Genomic DNA, 18,808 nt, shown 5'->3' on the forward strand with positions numbered 1-18,808 from the left:
ATCAGAAAGATGGCTACAAACAATGATAATAACGATTTAGAAAAGCCTACTATTGATGAAGAATATTTAATGCAGGTAATCAGCGGCGAACAAACGGTTCTTGATAAACAAAATCATACAGCCCAGCAAGCCGTCCATAAGTCTAAAGAAAAAACAAAAACGAATACTTCTAAAAAGCTACACTATGAAGACACCTTTTTAACAAATCGTTTTCCTTCAGGACGTAATGGTAAGGTGGTTTACATACGTCCAGAGTACCATGAAAGATTATTACGATTAGTACAACTTTCCAGAGAAGAAAGGACAACCCTGTATTCCTATATCGACAATATACTTGAACAGCATTTTCAGGAATACGGAAGTGAGATTACTGAATACTTTAACAATCACTTTAAACCAATCCTATAAACTATGGAAACTCTCATTATTATATGTCTCCTGATTATAATCTTATTATTATTTCATGACAAAATTATCCAAAAACAAGTTCCTTATCATAAAACTGAGAAACAAGCAGATTATAAAAGACAAGCCAATATTATGGGAGAAGCAAAAACCTCATTCCATTCTATGACAATCACTTCCTCCGAAAGACAAGAAAATGAACTTGATTTCAATCCCTCTAATTTAGAGATAGAATATGACATCAGCGAAAATGTCAATCTATCAAATCCGCAGGAAGAACCGTGTGGTTTTAATAGTATCCCTGATTTTATTGACGAGGAAGAAGAATGGAAAAAATATAGAATCATTGGTGAGGATAACAGTTTTGCCCAAGGGGTTACCTTTGAAGAACTAAGCACTGTGGAGATGTTTGCGAAACAAACTCGTTTTACCCCATCTCAAAAGGAAACAGCAGCAGCAATCGTTCAGAAAACGTATGGAACCGAATTATATACCTTACTTGAAAATTCTATGGAAAATGCTTCCCGTCAAATAGCTTTACTATTAGATAATTCTTTTGAAAATGAGTAAAAATCCGGTTCTTCCAACGTGCGGAATAATGATTTTTCATATTGGAGAATTTACTTAACTCTCCAATATGAAAAATCATTATTCAATTGTAACTCCGAATTCTTCAGCAATATCTCTTACAAGTTTGGAATGAATTCTTTGATGAAAGCTAAGAGGATTAAAGTAATTTCCAAATACAAGTTCCTTAACTTCTTGGGGTGACTCAAATATACTTTTATCACCTATTTTGTAAGACTTATACAGATCTTCAATTGCAGTATTACAATAAATATGAGCATTTTTTATAACATCTCCAGCTATATCTTTATGGAAATTATATCGATCATTTAATGCAAATACATCTAAATTATTTTTTGCTTTCTTAACATCTGGATCTGATTCTTTTTTATTATCACAAAGTACCAACTCTAAATCAAATTTTTTTTGAGAAACCAAAAATTCAACGGTGTCAATATTTGTTCTGAACTGATAAATTTGATCAAAAGATTCCAGAAAGGGATGCAGGTTGTTTTTTATATTGAATTGCTTTTGTCCCTTTAAAGCTCCAGAGTTGCATAAAGAACAACTTGGAATTAGATTAAAAAAAGAAAGAGCCAAATAAGGGTGTCTGCCTTTATTATAGAAATGATCAAATTGTGGTCGCGATTTTAATTTTTTTGTTTTTATAGTATAGGTGAAATTTGTATTGCAATATGGACAAGTATTCATATTAAGTGTTTTAGCATGATCATATGCCATGGCTCCTTTATCCATTTTTGTAAAGGAATATGCATTTGCATCGTAATTAAATATTTCAAAGACTTTCTCTTTGAACCATTTATTTATGCCTGTCCGGTTAAGAGGCTTCTGTTTGTCAGGAGGTTTTTGCTGGTTAATTTTGTTATAGTTTTCTTCATATTCTTTCTTTGCTGTAATAACTAACGGCTTCAACATATCAATAATATCCTCTAATTCCTTGGGTCTTCCCGTCAAAATAGTATACAAATTTGTTTCAATGACTTCCATTAGTGATTTTAATTCATCTTCAGGCCAATTAAGAAGGTTTTCTCTGATATTAAATTTTTTTTCAATAAGTTTAAAGTAATTAATTGCCATTTGGTCTAAATCTTCTGAGCTGTGCGGTATTTGAATCATAGATGTTAATTTTCTTTGTTTTCAATTTTGTGTTCAACCTCTCGAATTCTTTGTTTCAGCATCTCCAATTCTTCTTGCAATCCAAAAGCACTATTCCACATTTCTTCTAATTTTTTGCGAAGGATTGGTTCTCCAATTTGTTTAATCAATGATTTAATCTCGGGATTTGGAATCTGGCCGCTTTGAACATTTTTAAGATATTCAATGATTTCAATATTAACTTTATCTTTTGCATATTCTCCAATCAAAACTCCATCCATGTAAAACGAATCAGAAAATAGTGTATGAATATTTGCAGCAAAAGTATTTTCATTACTATTTACTTTACTAAGAAATTGAGTAATACCATTTTCTGATTTTTCTACAAATAAGATATTGCTTTTAAGTAAATCAGAAGTTATAAAAGGTGTATTGGAAGTAAAAATTAATTGAATATTATAATTTTTAAATTGTTTACTCAAAAATTCTATAGTCTCTTTAAAGAATTTTCTTTGCCATTCCGGATGATATCCCATGTCACCTTCATCTATTAAAACACAGAGATTATTTTTTAGTTCTACTTTGTCGTGTATTAATGAATAAAAGCGTGCCATGAATGATAAATATGACTGCTCACCCGCACTTAGTGACCTCCAACTAAATTGTAAAAATGATGTCATACCTTTGATTTGGGCATAAAGTTGTTGAAATGACCTGAAATTATCTCCAGCAGGTTTATCCATAGAAATTTGCGCTACGAACTCATCTGTGACATACATTTCTTTATTGTCAATCATATTTGAAACAATATTAATGAAACGTGATACCAAATGAGATAAATCATCTAATCTTGGTATTTCGACATATTTTCCATAGCTTTCACTCCAATATTTTGCGTTTTCCATAGAGAGAAAAAATCTTTTTATATAATCATCACTACTTTCAGATGAGTGAACATCAAGCTGATGATAATAAGGATTATTAATACTATATTTTCTCTCAGTTATCAAAAAGTTTGTAAGAATTGCATCTAAAAGATTACTGATAAAAAGATCTTTAGTATCAGAATGATCTGGCTTTCGCTCTTCAAGCTTCTTAAAAAGATCATTTACATCACCATACTTGCTATCGGTCAAAATCTGCTTTTCTGAATTATCGATTGTTACTGAAAGAAATGGGGGTTTATTAAACGGTAAATCTTCTTTATCTTCTGCTATATGTGTATGCGTTAGAAAAGATACTGCTTGCGATACTTCTTGTAAGTGTAGAAAATCAAGATCACTTGATTTCATTAAAAAAATCGATTCTTTTCCAGAGTATCAGCATCTTCCAAAAGCCTTGTTCTTTCCTTCTTCAGAATTGCTGATGTTGAAATATCATATAATCCTTCTATATTTCCATGATCTTGTCCATATTCCAACATATAGTTATAGTAAATATATGTGCAATTATCTAAATGAGAATCAAATTTAAAGTTGCTATATTCCTTTAATTCAAATACCACATCTGTAGCATTTTCTATTGATAATTTCATCCAAGCAGGATAAGTAACACAAAAATTTTCACTATTTTCAGAATCAGTCGTTGAATAAACAAAGACATCATTCTTTATATTATTAAATCCTCCCGGCAGATGACTTTTAATATATCTAAGTACACTTGATTTTCCAGTGCCATTTTTACCGATAATAGCATTAACATTTTTTATATTCTCTTCTTTGATAAAAGTTGGAATATAATCCGGATTGTCATAAATCTTCAGTAAATAGTCATCATTTACTCTTTCGAATTCAAAAATAAACTTGGATGACAGATTAATTCCTGTTCGCTTCAGGTTATAAAAATTTTTGATCCAAATGTAATGTATCTCCATTTTGATATGATATTCTAGTGGTTATTAATTTTTAAAGTTTCAATTTAAAAAATTAAAACTTCACACAAAAATTTTTGATATACTAAGCCAGTAAGTGCCTATTTATTCCGCCAAGTACTTAATCTAGATTTGAATATCACAACAATACACCTTTGTCTCAAGATCCATAAAGCATGGGTTTAAAATCATTAAAATCTATTCACTATGAAAAGACAAAGAAAAAAAATCGTATTAACAGCATTGCTTCTTTTAATCGGGTTGACTACGAATGCCCAAGGAAATGGTTCCGCCGGAATCACTGAAGCTACGCAGATGGTCACCTCGTATTTTGATCCTGCTACTAAGCTAATTTACGCCATCGGAGCTGTTGTAGGTCTTATTGGAGGGGTCAAGGTGTACAACAAGTTCAGCAGTGGTGATCCTGATACCAGTAAAACTGCTGCCAGCTGGTTTGGAGCGTGTATCTTCTTAATTGTTGCCGCAACAATCCTGCGTTCATTCTTCCTTTAAAACATCGGTTATGGTTAGCTATCATATCAACAAAGGAATCGGAAGAACGGTAGAGTTCAAAGGATTGAAAGCACAGTATCTGTTCATATTTGCAGGCGGATTATTGGGAATACTCATATTCATAATGATCATGTACATGGCAGGAGTCAATACCTATTTCTGTTTATTTTGTGGTGGGTCAGGTTCGGGTCTTCTGATCTGGCAGACCTTCTCATTGAACAATAAATACGGCGAGCATGGTCTGATGAAACTAGGTGCCAGAAAGAAGCATCCTAAATATATCATCAGCAGAAAGTCAATCTATAGGTATCTAAAATCGAACGTCAAAAATGCTGTATCATGAGAAATCAATCAAAAGCAGCAACATTGGAAAGCAAGTTTCCACTGATTGGCGTTGAAGAGAACTGTATTCTTTCAAAAGATGCAGATGTTACTGTTTGTTTTAAGGTAAGGCTTCCCGAACTGTTTACCGTTGCATCTGCAGAATATGATGCCATTCATTCGGCATGGTTCAAAGCAATTAAAACGCTACCGGATTACAGCATCGTTCACAAACAGGATTGGTTTATCAAGGAAAATTACAGTCCGGATTTATTGAAAGAAGACCAAAGTTTTCTGTCCAGGTCTTTTGAAAGGCACTTTAACGAAAGACCTTTCCTTAATCACTACTGCTATCTGTTTCTGACCAAAACTACGAAGGAAAAGATGAGGATGCAGAGTAATTTCTCATCGCTCTGTAAAGGAGTTTTGATTCCCAAAGAGATCAGGGATAAAGAATTGATTGGCAGATTCATGGAAGCCGTTGATCAATTTGAAAGGATTATGAACGACAGTGGATATGTCTTTTTAGAGAAAATGACTTCTGACGAGATTACAGGGACAGCAGAACTGTCGGGATTATTAGAACAGTATCTTACTTTGTCCAGAGAAATCAATCCATCACTTCAGGATCTAAACCTAGGAGCAGAGGAAATGCGTATCGGCAACAACCGTATCAGCATGCATACCCTGTCAGATACGGATGATCTTCCGGGCACAGTTTCTTCACACAGCAGATACGAAAAGTTAAGTACTGACAGAAGTGACTGCCTGCTTTCATTTGCATCTCCGGTTGGACTGCTGTTAAGCTGTAATCACATCTACAATCAATATCTGTTTATTGACAATAGTGATGACAACCTTACTAAGTTTGAAAAATCAGCCAGGAATATGCATTCGTTAGCAAGATACAGCAGAGCCAATCAAATCAATAAAGAGTGGATTGAGAAATATCTCAATGAAGCACATTCTTTCGGACTGCAGTCGATTCGTGCCCATTTCAATGTGATGTGTTGGTCTGACAATCCTGCTGAACTTAAACAATTAAAAAATGATACCGGAAGTGCCCTGGCATTGATGGAATGCAGACCACGTCATAACACAACGGATACAGCAACGTTATATTGGGCAGGAATTCCCGGGAATGCAGGAGATTTTCCAAGTGAAGAAAGCTTCTATACGTTTATAGAACCGGCATTATGTTTTTTCACTGAAGAAACCAATTACCAGAACTCACCATCTCCCTTTGGAATAAAGATGGCAGACCGATTGACCGGAAAACCTATCCATTTGGATATTTCCGATCTTCCGATGAAGCAAGGGATTATTACCAACCGGAATAAGTTTATCCTCGGTCCATCAGGAAGCGGCAAATCTTTTTTCACTAATCATATGGTGAGGCAGTATTACGAACAGGGAGCTCATGTTTTACTGGTTGATACCGGAAATTCCTATCAGGGATTATGTGAACTGATTAAAGGCAATACTAAAGGTCAGGACGGGGTCTATTTCACGTACACTGAAGATAACCCGATTGCATTCAATCCTTTCTACACCGATGACGGCATCTTTGATATAGAAAAAAGAGAGAGCATTAAAACACTCATCCTCACACTTTGGAAAAGAGATGATGAACCCCCGGCCCGCTCCGAGGAAGTTGCTTTATCGAATGCAGTCAGTGGGTATATTGAGAAGATCAAGAATAATAATCAAAATCCCTCTTTCAATGGCTTTTACGAGTATGTAGAAAAAGATTACCAAAAAGTATTGGAACAGAAAAAAGTCAGGGAAAAAGATTTTGACATTGCCAATTTTCTCAATGTATTGGAACCTTACTATAAAGGTGGTGAATATGATTACCTGCTCAATTCTGATCGGCAGCTTGATCTTTTATCCAAGCGATTTATTGTTTTCGAGATTGACGCAATCAAGGATCATAAAATCCTTTTCCCCATTGTAACCATTATCATCATGGAAGTTTTCATTAACAAAATGCGAAGACTGAAAGGAATCAGAAAGCTTATTCTGATCGAAGAAGCCTGGAAGGCGATTGCTAAAGAAGGAATGGCTGAATACATCAAATATCTCTTCAAGACGGTAAGAAAATTCTTTGGGGAAGCGATTGTGGTTACTCAGGAAGTGGATGACATCATTCAGTCACCTATTGTTAAAGAGAGTATTATCAATAATTCGGATTGTAAGATTCTTTTGGATCAGAGAAAGTACATGAACAAGTTCGATGATATCCAGGCCATGTTAGGTATAACCGATAAAGAAAAGGCCCAGGTACTGTCCATCAACATGAACAATGATCCTGAGAGACTGTACAAAGAAGTCTGGATTGGACTTGGCGGAACGCACTCGGCAGTATATGCTACAGAAGTTTCAACTCAGGAATATCTCGCTTACACAACTGAAGAAACTGAAAAAATTGAAGTCATGAATCTGGCTTCAGAACTTGACGGCAATGTTGAACATGCCATTAAGAGGATATCTCTTAGGAGAATCAAACCGAACAATAAAGAAGATTAGATCAATTAAAATTTTACAACAATGAAAAATTCAACCATTATAACAGTTATGGTTATCGTACTGGCTCTAACATCTCTTGCAAAAGCACAATTTGTGGTAACAGACCCCGCAAATCTGGCATCGGGTATTCTTAATTCTGCCAATGAGATTGTGCAAACCTCAAATACGGTTTCCAATGTGGTAAAGAACTTCAATGAAGTGAAGAAGGTTTATGAACAGGGAAAAGAATATTATGACAAGCTCAAAGCAGTAAACAATCTCGTTAAAGATGCCCGAAAAGTTCAGCAGACGGTGTTATTGGTAGGTGATGTTTCGGAAATGTATGTCAACAATTTCGGAAAAATGCTGAACGATCCGAATTTCAATACACAGGAACTGACTGCTATTGCCAATGGCTATTCCACTTTACTTAATGAAAGCACAGAACTGCTTAAAGAATTAAAGCAGATTGTGACCTCAACCAACCTATCATTGAATGATAAAGAAAGAATGGATGTTATTGATCGGGTATATAAAGAGGTGAAAGACTATCATAATCTGGTAAGGTATTATACTAACAAAAACATCTCGGTCAGTTACCTGCGTGCTAAAAAACAGAATAATACCCAAAGGGTATTAAATCTTTATGGAACCGTGAATCAAAAATACTGGTAAGATGGAACCTACTAATTTACATGAAGTACTTCGTTCAGTATATGACGAAATGATACCGATGTGTGCGGATATGGCGGCAGTTGCTAAAGGTGTGGCAGGACTGGGAGCGCTCTTTTATGTATCCCTAAAAGTTTGGCAGGCTCTAAGCCGTGCTGAGCCGATTGATATGTTTCCTATGCTCAGACCGTTTGCCATCGGTATATGTATTATGTTTTTTTCGACGCTTGTTCTTGGCAGTATCAATGGGGTTTTAAGCCCTGTTGTTCAGGGAAGTCATTCGATGTTGGAAAACGAGGTGCTGGATCTCAATGAGCTACAGCAGAAAAAAGACCTGCTGGAAAGAGAGGCTATGCTTCGCAACCCTGAAATGGCTTACCTTATTTCAGATGAAGAGTTTGATAAAAAGCTGGAAGAATTAGGTTGGTCCCCATCAGATCTGGTTACTATGTCAGGAATGTATATAGAGCGAGAAATGTATGCCATTAAAAAAGATATCAGGGACGGATTCAGGGAATTTTTAGAAATACTCTTTCAGGCTGCAGCTTTGGTCATCGATACAATCCGAACCTTCTTTCTCATTGTATTGTCTATTCTCGGACCTATTGCATTTGCCATATCTGTATGGGATGGCTTTCAGTCTGCCCTAACGCAATGGCTGACCCGATATATAAGTGTGTATTTATGGCTCCCTGTTACAGATATGTTCAGTGCTATCCTTGCAAAGATACAGTCATTAATTATTGAAAAAGATATTGAAATGCTCGCTGATCCCAACTTTATCCCAGATACTTCCAATACCGTTTATATCATCTATATGATCATCGGAATTATCGGATACTTTACTGTTCCAACCGTTACCGGATGGATCATACAGGCTGGCGGTGCAGGAAACTTTATGCGTAATGTTACACAGATGGCTCAAAAATCAGGAAATGTTGCTGGGGCTGCTGCTGGTGCAGCAGCAGGTAATATATCAGGACAGCTGCTTAAATAATCAAAAAAAACAAAAAATGGAATTTAAAATCTTAAGAAATATAGAAAACAGCTTTAAGCAGATCAGGCTCTTTACATTTATTTTTTCCCTTTTGTGCTTTGGAGTTGTCGGAATTGTCGTTTACAGATCCTACAGTTTTGCTGAGGAGCAAAGACAGAAGATTTATGTATTGGACAATGGCAAATCTCTAATGGTTGCATTATCGCAGGATATGTCGATCAACAGACCCGTGGAAGCGAGGGAACATGTCAGAAGATTTCATGAATTATTCTTTACGATTGCTCCTGATAAGAATGCGATTGAAAGTAATGTTAAGAGAGCTTTCAATCTAGCCGACCAATCAGCCTTCAACTACTATAAAGATCTATCGGAAAAAGGGTATTACAACAGGATGATCAGCGGAAATATTCAGCAGAGAATTGAGATCGACAGTGTTGTGGGAGATTTCAACAACTACCCTTACGAAATAAAAACATTTGCCAAACAATATATCATCCGATCTAGTAACCTCACTAAAAGAAACCTAGTCACATACTGCTCCCTCGTCAACTCAGTGCGTTCGGACAGCAATCCCCAGGGATTTACGATGGAAAAATTCAACGTCGTTGAAAACGCAGATATAGAAACCGTTACACGCTAAAGATTGCCATGGAAAAATTCAGAAGAAAAATTGACAGTTACGTTCATCGATTGGAAAACCGTTGGAATACTTTGCCTCCTAAGCGTCAAAGAATGTTTACAAAATTGTTCTTAGTAGTTTACACCCTTATAACAGTGTTTTCATTGTTTTATATATGGTCAGGAAAAAGCAATTCTTTATCAATACATCACATCAATGGCATTCCAAAAAGTATTACCATTAAAAAAGCTGCACCATGAATTCAGAAAATAGAAACAATATCAGAATTATAGAAGGAAGATCTCCCGTTGATACGAAAGAGCAACAGTTAAGGCCTATTGAAAGATTGGAAAAGTTCAAAAAACCTTTGATCTATTTTCTTATGGCCATTGTCTGCGTAGCATGTATATATCTAATTTTCAAACCTAAAGATAAAAATCTGATGGCAGAGAATGTGGGATTTAACACTGCAATACCACAGGCAGCAGATGACAAACTACAATCAGATAAGCAAAAAGCTTATGAGCAGCAGCTACTGGAGCAAAAGCACGAAGAAAAAAGAAATGCTTTAAATTCTTTATCCGATTACTGGGCAGACTCCCATCTTACCCACTCTATCAATGATCAATCATCTGTACCGATGGTAAATCAAGCCGATCAAAATGCATTGGTTAGTTACAGGAATGCGCAAAAGACCTTAGGGAACTTCTACAGCAGAGATAATACAGAAGTCGATCATTTGAGAAGAGAAATTTCAAGATTAAAAAGGGAAGCCGTTCAAAATACAGCAGAGCCTACGAATACTTCATTAGAAGATCAGCTGCAATTGATGGAAAAATCTTACCAGATGGCTGCCAAGTATCTGCCTTACCCTAAAGTTCAGGAGCAGACTCGCACTCAAGGAACTACAGACAATAAGAAGTCTGATGAAAAGAGTAACCTGGTAGCAGTACAATCCATACAGCATAGTGTTGTTTCCAGTTTGTACCGAGAACTTTCTGACAGTGTTTTTATGGCAACATTGAACCACAACCGATTTAATAGTTTGCAGACAAATCTGAACAATAAGGTTCCGGAAAATAAAAATAGTATCAGAGCCATAATTCATGAAACAAAAACGTTGATTGCAGAAACCGCAGTTTCGCTTAGACTCACTGAATCAATGCAACTTGGGAAATCAGTACTGCCTTCCGGTACTATTGTATGGGCCCTTGGCAAGTTTGAAGGAGGAAGATTGTTTCTAAAGATATCCAGCATTGAAAATAAAGGTAGCATCAATCCTGTTGATATCGATATTTATGATAATGACGGGCAGCTTGGGTTGTACATTCCCTATTCTCCTGAGCAAAATGCAGTAAAAGATATAGCAGCGAATATGAGTCAGAATTCGGGAACCAATATTATGATGACTCAGTCTGCCGGACAGCAGGTAGCCACAGATCTTAGCAGAGGTCTGATTCAGGGTATATCGGGATATTTCCAGAAAAAGATCAGAACACCGAAAGTTACTGTAAAAGCAGGTCATCAGGTGTTCCTGGTCTCCAAGAAATAAATTTATTAATAAAATACAAGTACAAAGCAATGAAATTACAATCCAACATATTTTTTACATTGGTTTTTATCCTGCTAATTTTCAGCAGGGTAAAATCCCAGGAAAGCCAGGGATTCACTTCATTAAATGAAGCAAGGCTGGAACCGTTTAAAATGGAAGTCACCTACAACAAAACGAGCCACATTCTATTCCCCTCACCTATTCGTTATGTGGACTTAGGCAGTGAGAAACTTATCGCCAACAAAGCTGGAGATATCGCAAATGTCCTTAGAGTAAAATCGTCAGTAAGAGATTTTGAAGAGGAAACCAATTTTTCTGTAGTTACAGAAGATGGTAAGTTTTACAGTTTTGATGTCTTTTACAGCAGATATCCTGATACGGTTAGCTATGATCTCTTGCAACTTAAAAGATCAAAAGAAAAGCAATACAGTACCGATGTCCAATTTGAAGAACTTAGTGGTGATTCGTCATCGCTCACTGAATTGATGGTAAAAACGCTGTATGAAATTCCTAAAAGAACGATAAGGCATATTGGTTCGAAAAGTTTTGGAATTCAATTTTTTCTCAAGTCTCTTTATGTTCATGAAGGAAAGTTTTATTTTATAATACAGATAAAAAATAAAAGCAATCTTTCTTACCATATCGATTTTGTCAACTTTAAGATCGTAGATAAAAAGAATCTTAAACGTACGGTTATCCAGGACAAAATACTGTCACCTCTTAGAACCTATCCCATGCTTTCACCAATAAATTATCAATCTACCAGTGAATTTCTCTTCCTCCTGGATCAGTTTACCCTTTTAGAAGATCAGGTTTTGGAAATTGAATTAATCGAAAAAAATGGTGGGCGTCATCAGAATATTCAGATTGAGAATTCTGATCTGGTACATGCAAAAATAGTTGATGATCTACATTTAAAATTTAAATAATATGAAAAGTATATTAATAATTATAATGATTTTTTATCTCAGTTATAGTGTTTATGGGCAAAGAATGATCCCTAAGCAAAAAAGTATTGAAATTAATTCAGGGCTTTTTATTAAAAAGGATTCAGAAAGCTATTTTATAAACACTGGCCTAGCCATTTTCTCCAAGAGGGAAAATTATATGCTTTACAGTTTGGAATACAGTAAAAATTCAGTACCCTATAAGTCTGTAAAAATTCCTGTTGAAAATTATACTGCTGAAGTTGGTTACAGTTTCAATATACTCGCAAACCGCACGAAAAGTTTTATGGTCAATACAAGCCTATCAGCAATGGGTGGCTATGAGCATATTAATAAGGGAGAATTGCTACTTTATGATGGAGCAAAATTACTGAATAAATCTTCGTTTATCTATGGTATGAGTGCCAAACTCAGTCTTGAGACCTATCTTTCAGACCGTATTGCCATCATTGCTTCAACCAGAGCAAGGATCTTATTCAAAACTTCACAAGATCAACTGATGAGTTCTATAGGAATTGGACTACGTATTAATCTTTAAACAAAAATTATGAAAAAACTAATCAATATCACCAAACGAGGTTTAAGCATTTTTTATGCATTTGCATCCCTATTTTTAATCGAATTATGTTTATCGTCATGTTCAGAAGACGAACTTGCAATTACAAAGAACTTCCCTTTTGAAATTATAGTAATGCCAGTTCAAAAAGATATTGCAAACGGAGAAACAGTAGAAATCAGGTGTCGCATCACCTCTAGCGGAAGTTATACAGGAACCAGGTATTCAATCCGGTATTTTCAGTCTGATGGAAAAGGCAGTTTACGGATCTTTAATGATCCGGCCATGAAGCCAAATGATCTGTATCCATTACAGGAAAAAGAATTCAGACTATATTACACTTCAGAATCAACAGTATCTCAAAGTTTCGATATTTGGGTTGCTGATAATATGGGAAACCAGCAAAAACTCAGTTTTGAATTTAATCATCAAAATGTAGGAGTATTGTAAATAATTCCACAATAAAACGATATATCAGGCTATTTCTTACGAAATAGTCTTTTGTTGTATCTCAATTATGGGCGGTATGATACCGCCCCGCTTATCGACCGCAACACTTTTCATGAAATGCAAAGCAGGCTTGTAATTTCAAACAAAATTGCTACAGCAATTTAGACTGTCAAAAACTAATAAAACGGCAACTATAATTACCGTTTTATTAGTTACTTATTATCACATTTTACCTTCTTCTCCTAAGGACAGATAACTTTCAGATGTTAAAATAAAGTGATCCAACAATTGGATATTCAAAAACTTTGCTGCTTCTTTAATATTCTGTGTAATTCTCAAATCTTCCGCAGAAGGCTTTAAATTCCCTGACGGATGATTATGCGCAAGAATTATGGCTGATGCATTACATAAAAGTGCTGTTTGCATGATAATTCTTACATCAACGATCGTGGAGGAAATACCTGATTCTGAAATCTTTTTTATCCCCAAAACTTTATGAGCCTGATTCAGATATAATGTAAAAAATGATTCGCGGTAGTCTATTATCTCACTATCAAAATGCTCGCGAAAAACCTGCACTGCATCCATCGAGTTTTCAATAACTCGCTCACAATTCCCTTTTCGTGAATAACTCAGTTTTATTTCATTAACAATATTATAATTCATTTTCTATGCTCTGTATACGGCAGAGACTTATATTTCCCGTACTATATTGTGATTAAACATTTAAATAGCTTCTCTTCTCCTCCCAATCTCCAAAGCCTCTCAAAGCTTCGCTAAATATTTTTCAAAAGAAAAACAGGAAAAAAGAAAGCAGATATGAAGGGTTGACAACGACAGAATACCAAAAGGAAACGGAATAATTGGAAGGTACCTTTAGGGAGGAATCCGTTTATGCCGTAGTCTTTTGGTGGCTTAAGAAATGGCTGACAACAATACCTTAGCTGCCTTTTTACCGGTTTTCTATTGAGAATATTTTCATATGGTATATGAAAGACGCACCAAATATATTTGGTGCGTCTTTCTTAAAAATGAAAAAAATCTATATTATTTATAAATTCTGAAATCGAGATGTTATATGTTCTCCATCCAAATATTCATAAATGCTTTCTATTCGTAATAAATCTTCTTTAAAAAAATTCGAGAAATCATCTGTTGGGGCTACCAGATATAGATTAAAAAATTGATATCAATAACTTATACATTATTGATATCAATTTAAAACTTTATATAACTTACTTAGGTTATTGGATAAATTTAAATGGAACTCTCTTAGTTATCAAAGGCCTGGCCACCTGTGCATCCGCCTGGATCTTTGCATCATCAGCATTGAACAGTAACTGCCAAATATTCTTATCTAAACTGAGATTTCTTTCTTTCTGAACAATAAGAACTCTTATAAACCCTTTGAGTCCTTCAGGAAGAGTCTGCTCTCCATGATCCCATTTTAAACTCTTGTTTACTGCATCGTAACGGTAAGTTCCATAATAACTTTCTACAGGCATACCTCCCATATCGTTTTCCAATTTTGTCACCACTACATATTGCTCTTCATATTCACTGTTAGAATCTGATAAATCTTTGAAAGATGCCCCACTCAATTCCACAACTCCATATTTGTTTACTTCATTGATCCAAACTTCAGGAATAATTGAATCTATGGCAAGCACATATTCTACCCAGGTTTTTTCAGACCATTTACTGGTTAAATCTTCTACTTTTGAGTTACCTCCATAAAATCTCTTCCTGATCACACTGCGGGTAGCAATTCTCATTAAGCTCCATGCCTGGTGCTGCCCTTTCAGGGTATGGACAGCATCTGACAAATTCTCATTTGACAAATCCAATAAATAAGCGGATGAAGTTATTTTTGGACTTTCAGCAGCTAAGTCGAATGTAAAGCCAACCGGTCCCTGTGGTACGAAAATAAAATTGTCTGAATCACCTGCCCCATTTTTATCTGAAAACGGTGCAGATGCAATATGAGACAAGTTTGGACTGGCTCCAAAGTTAAGATATGCTTCGGTATCATCTTTTTTAAGCTTTTCAATTCCAATTTCAAGTCCATATGCCAGACCAGCTTCATTGAATACATTTCCTTCTACTACAGCCATAATAGGTGCAGCATTCTGATGTATTGCTTTCTCATGTTCAGATTTAATGGACTCTGTGAGTGGAATAAAAAATCTTACGACAGGAGCAGGTAATTTTTCTTCGCGTTTACACAGCTGAATAAAACGTTTCCATTGATTTTTAACCAAAGTATTGTCTATTGGCACTTTTCCTTCTATGACTCTATGCTCTCCGGGACCTATTTTATCTATAAATGCATACCTGGAGTAAGCTGTTACTGCAAAACGATGATAAAGTGCTTTTGTTTCTGCTTTATTTTCTATGGAAAACAGTAATTGCTCATTGATCTGTCCGTCACTTGATTTTAAACGGGCCTGTCTCACTGTACCTGTATGATCTGGTCTGGTGGAAAATGACCAGGCCTCCCATTTCATTGCCTGGGTTGTTTCATACTTTTTAGAAGGTTCCGGATCAAGAGAACTATAGTTGTTCAAATATTCCGGTTCACCGGATACATCCATACGCCCATCCCAATACCAACGCTGATGCCTTATCTCTAATTGACTGATGTACGCAAACTCTAAACTGATATCGGTTGTAAATTTTTTGGCACTGGCAAAGACCTTTACATAATCATTATTCTGAAAAGGCACATCAATAGTATCGTTTTTAATTTTAATGAGATCCCAAAGTTTCTCTTCCAGATGTCCGGAAGGGTGTTTGGCAGCTTCAAAACAGTAAGACACTGGAGCAAACATTAAATAATTTTCATAAGTATTTGATGTTCTGTCTTCCGGAATCAGAGATTCATGCAGCATTTCTTCACTTCCTCCTTTAACGAAGTATTTTTTATCTACCAGTGAAAAAAACTTCATTTTTATTATTTCGCCTTTTTTTACAGTAAAGGTATTTTCTGTTTTATTGTACCCCGTTGAAATATCACTCCAGCACACCTTAAATGGTTGCTTATGTTGGCTATCCAGTTCAAAACGAATTGCTTCTGTTGCCTGTGGAAATGCAGTACTCCATTCAACCAGAATAATATCTGAAACAGCAGGATCAGGTAATTTAAGATCACTTTTTTTGGTATCACTTCCGTCTTTCTCTAAAAATGCTTTGACAGCTTTCAGTAAGGGGTCAGTATCCTTATAATCCAGTAACTCACCCAGTGTTTTTCTTTCAAACGCAAACCAGTCCCAAATACCCGTTGTAGCCTTAGAAACATCAAAGGTTATTGTATGATTGAACTTTTCTGATTCTGAAAGTGTAAGATGGGTACATTCTTTTTCTTTCCAGAAAGACAGCTCTTTAGCCAATGGCATGAAATCTGAAGGAGGCTCCTGGTGTAAAGGTCGTCCGGTTACTTCATGTACCTTTGGTGATGCATTAGGTGATGCAATGGCTACTTTTCTAAGGTGATGGTAATTTTTAACCAAACCTGTTTCATCAGTAATCTCCGGAATAGGTTTGAAGGTATTTAAAGTACTGTCTGATCTCAATACAGGAGGCAGAACACCACTGTTCAAGACAACAAACCCAGCAAATTGATAATGATAGCCATACCAGAATTCCGGACATTCAAATTTCATTTTATAGGGAGATGATTCGGTTTTACTTCCAGCTGCAGCATTTGATATCTGTGGTGTATTATACAATCTCAAATTGGGTTCTACAATACCCCGTTTATGGTTGGTTAAGGATAAAGAAAGGATAGGCATTCCGTCTACTTCCGGCAGAAATAAGGGTTTTAGAAGCTCTGTCCCGGTATCGGTATCATTAAATGTTACTTTCGTTTTATTCAGATAATGCCAGTGTTTAGATTCAAATTCTTTTACATGAGCTTTTTTGCTTCTCTGATTTAATAATACAAATCCGGCAATCTCATCTGATATATCATCGGTATCGTTATGTATTCTGTTGTCAGAATATATCTTTACCTGTATAGCCGGGGGATCATAAACAGGAGCTTTTTCTTTTTTAATTTTCCCTGTTAGTCCTTTTACATTGTTTTTTAGATAATCATTAATTACATTTTTTATATCGTCAGTCATTTCATCTTTATGCAGGAAACTCAGAATGCATTGCGGATCTTTTTTGATACTATCCCAAACCTGCACAATATCTGTTTCAAGTGTTGACATAAACTTTCCAATAGATGTTGCGCCAGAAATCTGGTATTGATGATAATACACTGCCTGATTATATTGTGTAATAAATTCTAAAAGATATTTTCTGGATCTTATTGGCTGTGGCAGTCGATTATCATTAACAAATTTCACAGTTTCATCAAACAGTTTCTCAATAATGACCTTTTTTTCAGGTGTTGAAAATTGCCGGCAGTCTTCAATAACAGCAGCCCAGGATTCTATCCATTTGCCAACCCATTCAGCTTTGGGCCCCATTTCAGGAATTGATAATACAACATTTTTGGTGGTTTCATCAATCTTCCGACAGAATCTGTGAGCTTCTTTAACCACAGTCGTACCATCTTTAAAATCAGTAAGAAGGATTTCTTTTAATTTCTCTGTCAGCTTCACTAAATTGGCATTTGACTTTATGATATCTACCCAAGGCTCATATATAAGTGGATCTATCTTTTCTTCAAAATAACCACTGTTATCAGGTAATTCTTTAGTATGTGGGAAGAACGGCTCTAATACCAACCGCCACATCAGACCATCAATAGCTCTTACATTTTTTTCAAATGAATTTTCATCAGCAACAATATGTTCAATACTGGTGCTAATACCAAGACAGTCCTGAAGCAGAACGGGAAAATCTAAATAGGAACCTATATTGTTGTAATAATCTGTAGTCCAGTCAAGATCCTGCAGTACTTCAATATCAACTTTCCCATCAAAGTTTCCTTTTTCATCTCTGAGATGAATATTTCCATCTTTTACTATTTTATCAGGAATTTCGGTTTCAATACTTATATACTTATTGTTGAAACTTATTGTATCAGTATCCACTACCTCATCCGTCTTACCATAAACCAGCTCCCAAAGCCCAGAACCTATTGGATTTGGTTTTATATTCGGATCATCAGCATCGCGTAAAGGAAATGCCAGGAATCTTGTTGCCCCTTCAGGAATATTCGGTATTGGGGGAACTGCTACATCTTGTTCTATAAAAAATACAAGTCCAATCTGTTCATTCAGAGGGGCAAGCATTTGAGAAAAATTAGCAAAAGCCATATTAGAATAGCCTTGTCCTGCATTTTCATAGTCATACTCTTTAAAATTCTCATCATCAACAGTAATGTCCTGATTGATCCCAACAAAACTGTATTCAAGACGGGTTTTCCCCTGAATATTAGTATCCAGTTCATTTTTTACATACTCCATATATTTAGAAGGCAATCCTGCAGCTGAATTTCCTACAATAGCGTAATCTCTGTATTCTAAAACAGGATCTGCTGAATCATCAAGAAAATAAAGTCTGATCCTGCTATATTGAAGATGGCTATTAAAATTTTTCAACAGTTTCTTTGCTCCGTAGAATTCTTTTTCTGTATTAATTTTATCAAATGACAGTCCGGTAATGCTTACAGCTACTGTCATTTGTGGATTTCCTGCACTATCAGTTGCCTGGATACAACTTGGGTCTATAGCTATTTGTAAATAATTATTCATGGGATGA

Annotated in this window: 17 protein-coding genes; 12 read left to right on the top strand and 5 right to left on the bottom strand. The window is 35.6% G+C overall.

Features of this window, described 5'->3' with window-relative positions:
- Positions 1–9 precede the first annotated feature (9 nt).
- Together BOQ64_RS01070 and BOQ64_RS01075 are read left to right on the top strand one after the other, a co-directional pair.
- Positions 10–408: a DUF3408 domain-containing protein gene (locus BOQ64_RS01070; protein WP_129056773.1), complete on the top strand. Its 399-nt coding sequence runs from the start codon at positions 10–12 to the stop codon at positions 406–408.
- Between the two features lie 3 nt (positions 409–411).
- Positions 412–975: a conjugal transfer protein TraD gene (locus BOQ64_RS01075; protein WP_129056771.1), complete on the top strand. Its 564-nt coding sequence runs from the start codon at positions 412–414 to the stop codon at positions 973–975.
- A 78-nt stretch (positions 976–1,053) separates the two neighbouring features.
- Here BOQ64_RS01075 and BOQ64_RS01080 read toward each other — a convergent pair whose 3' ends face one another.
- Genes BOQ64_RS01080 through BOQ64_RS01090 form a run of 3 tightly spaced genes read right to left on the bottom strand, consistent with a single transcriptional unit; the run spans position 1,054 to position 3,961 of the window.
- Complete coding sequence (locus BOQ64_RS01080) at positions 1,054–2,109, bottom strand: hypothetical protein (RefSeq protein ID WP_129056770.1); 1,056 nt, start codon at positions 2,107–2,109, stop codon at positions 1,054–1,056.
- A 5-nt stretch (positions 2,110–2,114) separates the two neighbouring features.
- Positions 2,115–3,380 carry an AAA family ATPase gene (locus tag BOQ64_RS01085; protein WP_129059611.1) on the bottom strand — a complete coding sequence of 422 codons (1,266 nt, stop codon included), beginning with the start codon at positions 3,378–3,380 and terminating at the stop codon, positions 2,115–2,117.
- Positions 3,380–3,961, bottom strand: coding sequence for a hypothetical protein (locus BOQ64_RS01090; protein WP_129059612.1), 582 nt, complete (start codon positions 3,959–3,961; stop codon positions 3,380–3,382). Before BOQ64_RS01090 ends, BOQ64_RS01085 begins: the two co-directional genes overlap by 1 nt.
- A gap of 204 nt (positions 3,962–4,165) precedes the next feature.
- On the opposite strand from BOQ64_RS01090, the gene BOQ64_RS01095 reads away from it, so the two are divergent.
- From BOQ64_RS01095 to BOQ64_RS01140, 10 genes are all read left to right on the top strand, one after another.
- The gene (locus tag BOQ64_RS01095; RefSeq protein WP_129056766.1) at positions 4,166–4,471 is read left to right on the top strand and encodes a DUF4134 domain-containing protein; all 306 of its coding nucleotides are present in this window, start codon (positions 4,166–4,168) and stop codon (positions 4,469–4,471) included.
- A gap of 10 nt (positions 4,472–4,481) precedes the next feature.
- Positions 4,482–4,814: a DUF4133 domain-containing protein gene (locus tag BOQ64_RS01100; protein ID WP_129056763.1), complete on the top strand. Its 333-nt coding sequence runs from the start codon at positions 4,482–4,484 to the stop codon at positions 4,812–4,814.
- Positions 4,811–7,321, top strand: a complete 2,511-nt coding sequence (locus BOQ64_RS01105; RefSeq protein ID WP_129056761.1) for a TraG family conjugative transposon ATPase — start codon at positions 4,811–4,813, stop codon at positions 7,319–7,321. Before BOQ64_RS01100 ends, BOQ64_RS01105 begins: the two co-directional genes overlap by 4 nt.
- 48 nt (positions 7,322–7,369) lie before the next feature.
- Positions 7,370–7,975: a DUF4141 domain-containing protein gene (locus BOQ64_RS01110; RefSeq protein ID WP_410494456.1), complete on the top strand. Its 606-nt coding sequence runs from the start codon at positions 7,370–7,372 to the stop codon at positions 7,973–7,975.
- 1 nt (position 7,976) lies between these two features.
- A complete protein-coding gene (gene traJ / locus BOQ64_RS01115; RefSeq protein ID WP_129056757.1) occupies positions 7,977–8,969 on the top strand; it encodes a conjugative transposon protein TraJ in 993 nt (330 codons plus the stop codon).
- A gap of 16 nt (positions 8,970–8,985) precedes the next feature.
- Entirely contained in the window at positions 8,986–9,609 is a 624-nt protein-coding gene (traK, locus tag BOQ64_RS01120; protein ID WP_129056756.1) for a conjugative transposon protein TraK, read from the top strand.
- Positions 9,610–9,844: 235 nt separating this feature from the next.
- Positions 9,845–11,140: a conjugative transposon protein TraM gene (gene traM / locus BOQ64_RS01125; RefSeq protein WP_129056754.1), complete on the top strand. Its 1,296-nt coding sequence runs from the start codon at positions 9,845–9,847 to the stop codon at positions 11,138–11,140.
- A gap of 29 nt (positions 11,141–11,169) precedes the next feature.
- Positions 11,170–12,069, top strand: coding sequence for a conjugative transposon protein TraN (gene traN / locus BOQ64_RS01130; protein WP_129056752.1), 900 nt, complete (start codon positions 11,170–11,172; stop codon positions 12,067–12,069).
- Position 12,070: 1 nt separating this feature from the next.
- The gene (locus BOQ64_RS01135) at positions 12,071–12,625 is read left to right on the top strand and encodes a conjugal transfer protein TraO (RefSeq protein ID WP_129059613.1); all 555 of its coding nucleotides are present in this window, start codon (positions 12,071–12,073) and stop codon (positions 12,623–12,625) included.
- 9 nt (positions 12,626–12,634) lie between these two features.
- Positions 12,635–13,093 carry a DUF3872 domain-containing protein gene (locus BOQ64_RS01140; protein WP_129056748.1) on the top strand — a complete coding sequence of 153 codons (459 nt, stop codon included), beginning with the start codon at positions 12,635–12,637 and terminating at the stop codon, positions 13,091–13,093.
- 222 nt (positions 13,094–13,315) lie between these two features.
- Here the strand turns inward: BOQ64_RS01140 and BOQ64_RS01145 are convergent, their stop codons facing one another.
- Together BOQ64_RS01145 and BOQ64_RS01150 are read right to left on the bottom strand one after the other, a co-directional pair.
- Positions 13,316–13,759 (bottom strand): JAB domain-containing protein, encoded by a 444-nt coding sequence (locus tag BOQ64_RS01145; protein WP_129056746.1) that lies wholly within the window; start codon positions 13,757–13,759, stop codon positions 13,316–13,318.
- Positions 13,760–14,337: 578 nt separating this feature from the next.
- On the bottom strand, positions 14,338–18,801 hold the full coding sequence (locus BOQ64_RS01150; RefSeq protein WP_129056744.1) for a hypothetical protein: 4,464 nt from the start codon (positions 18,799–18,801) through the stop codon (positions 14,338–14,340).
- Positions 18,802–18,808: the final 7 nt, after the last annotated feature.

The sequence above is a fragment of the Chryseobacterium sp. CH25 genome (assembly GCF_004119455.1).
Lineage (GTDB): Bacteria > Bacteroidota > Bacteroidia > Flavobacteriales > Weeksellaceae > Chryseobacterium.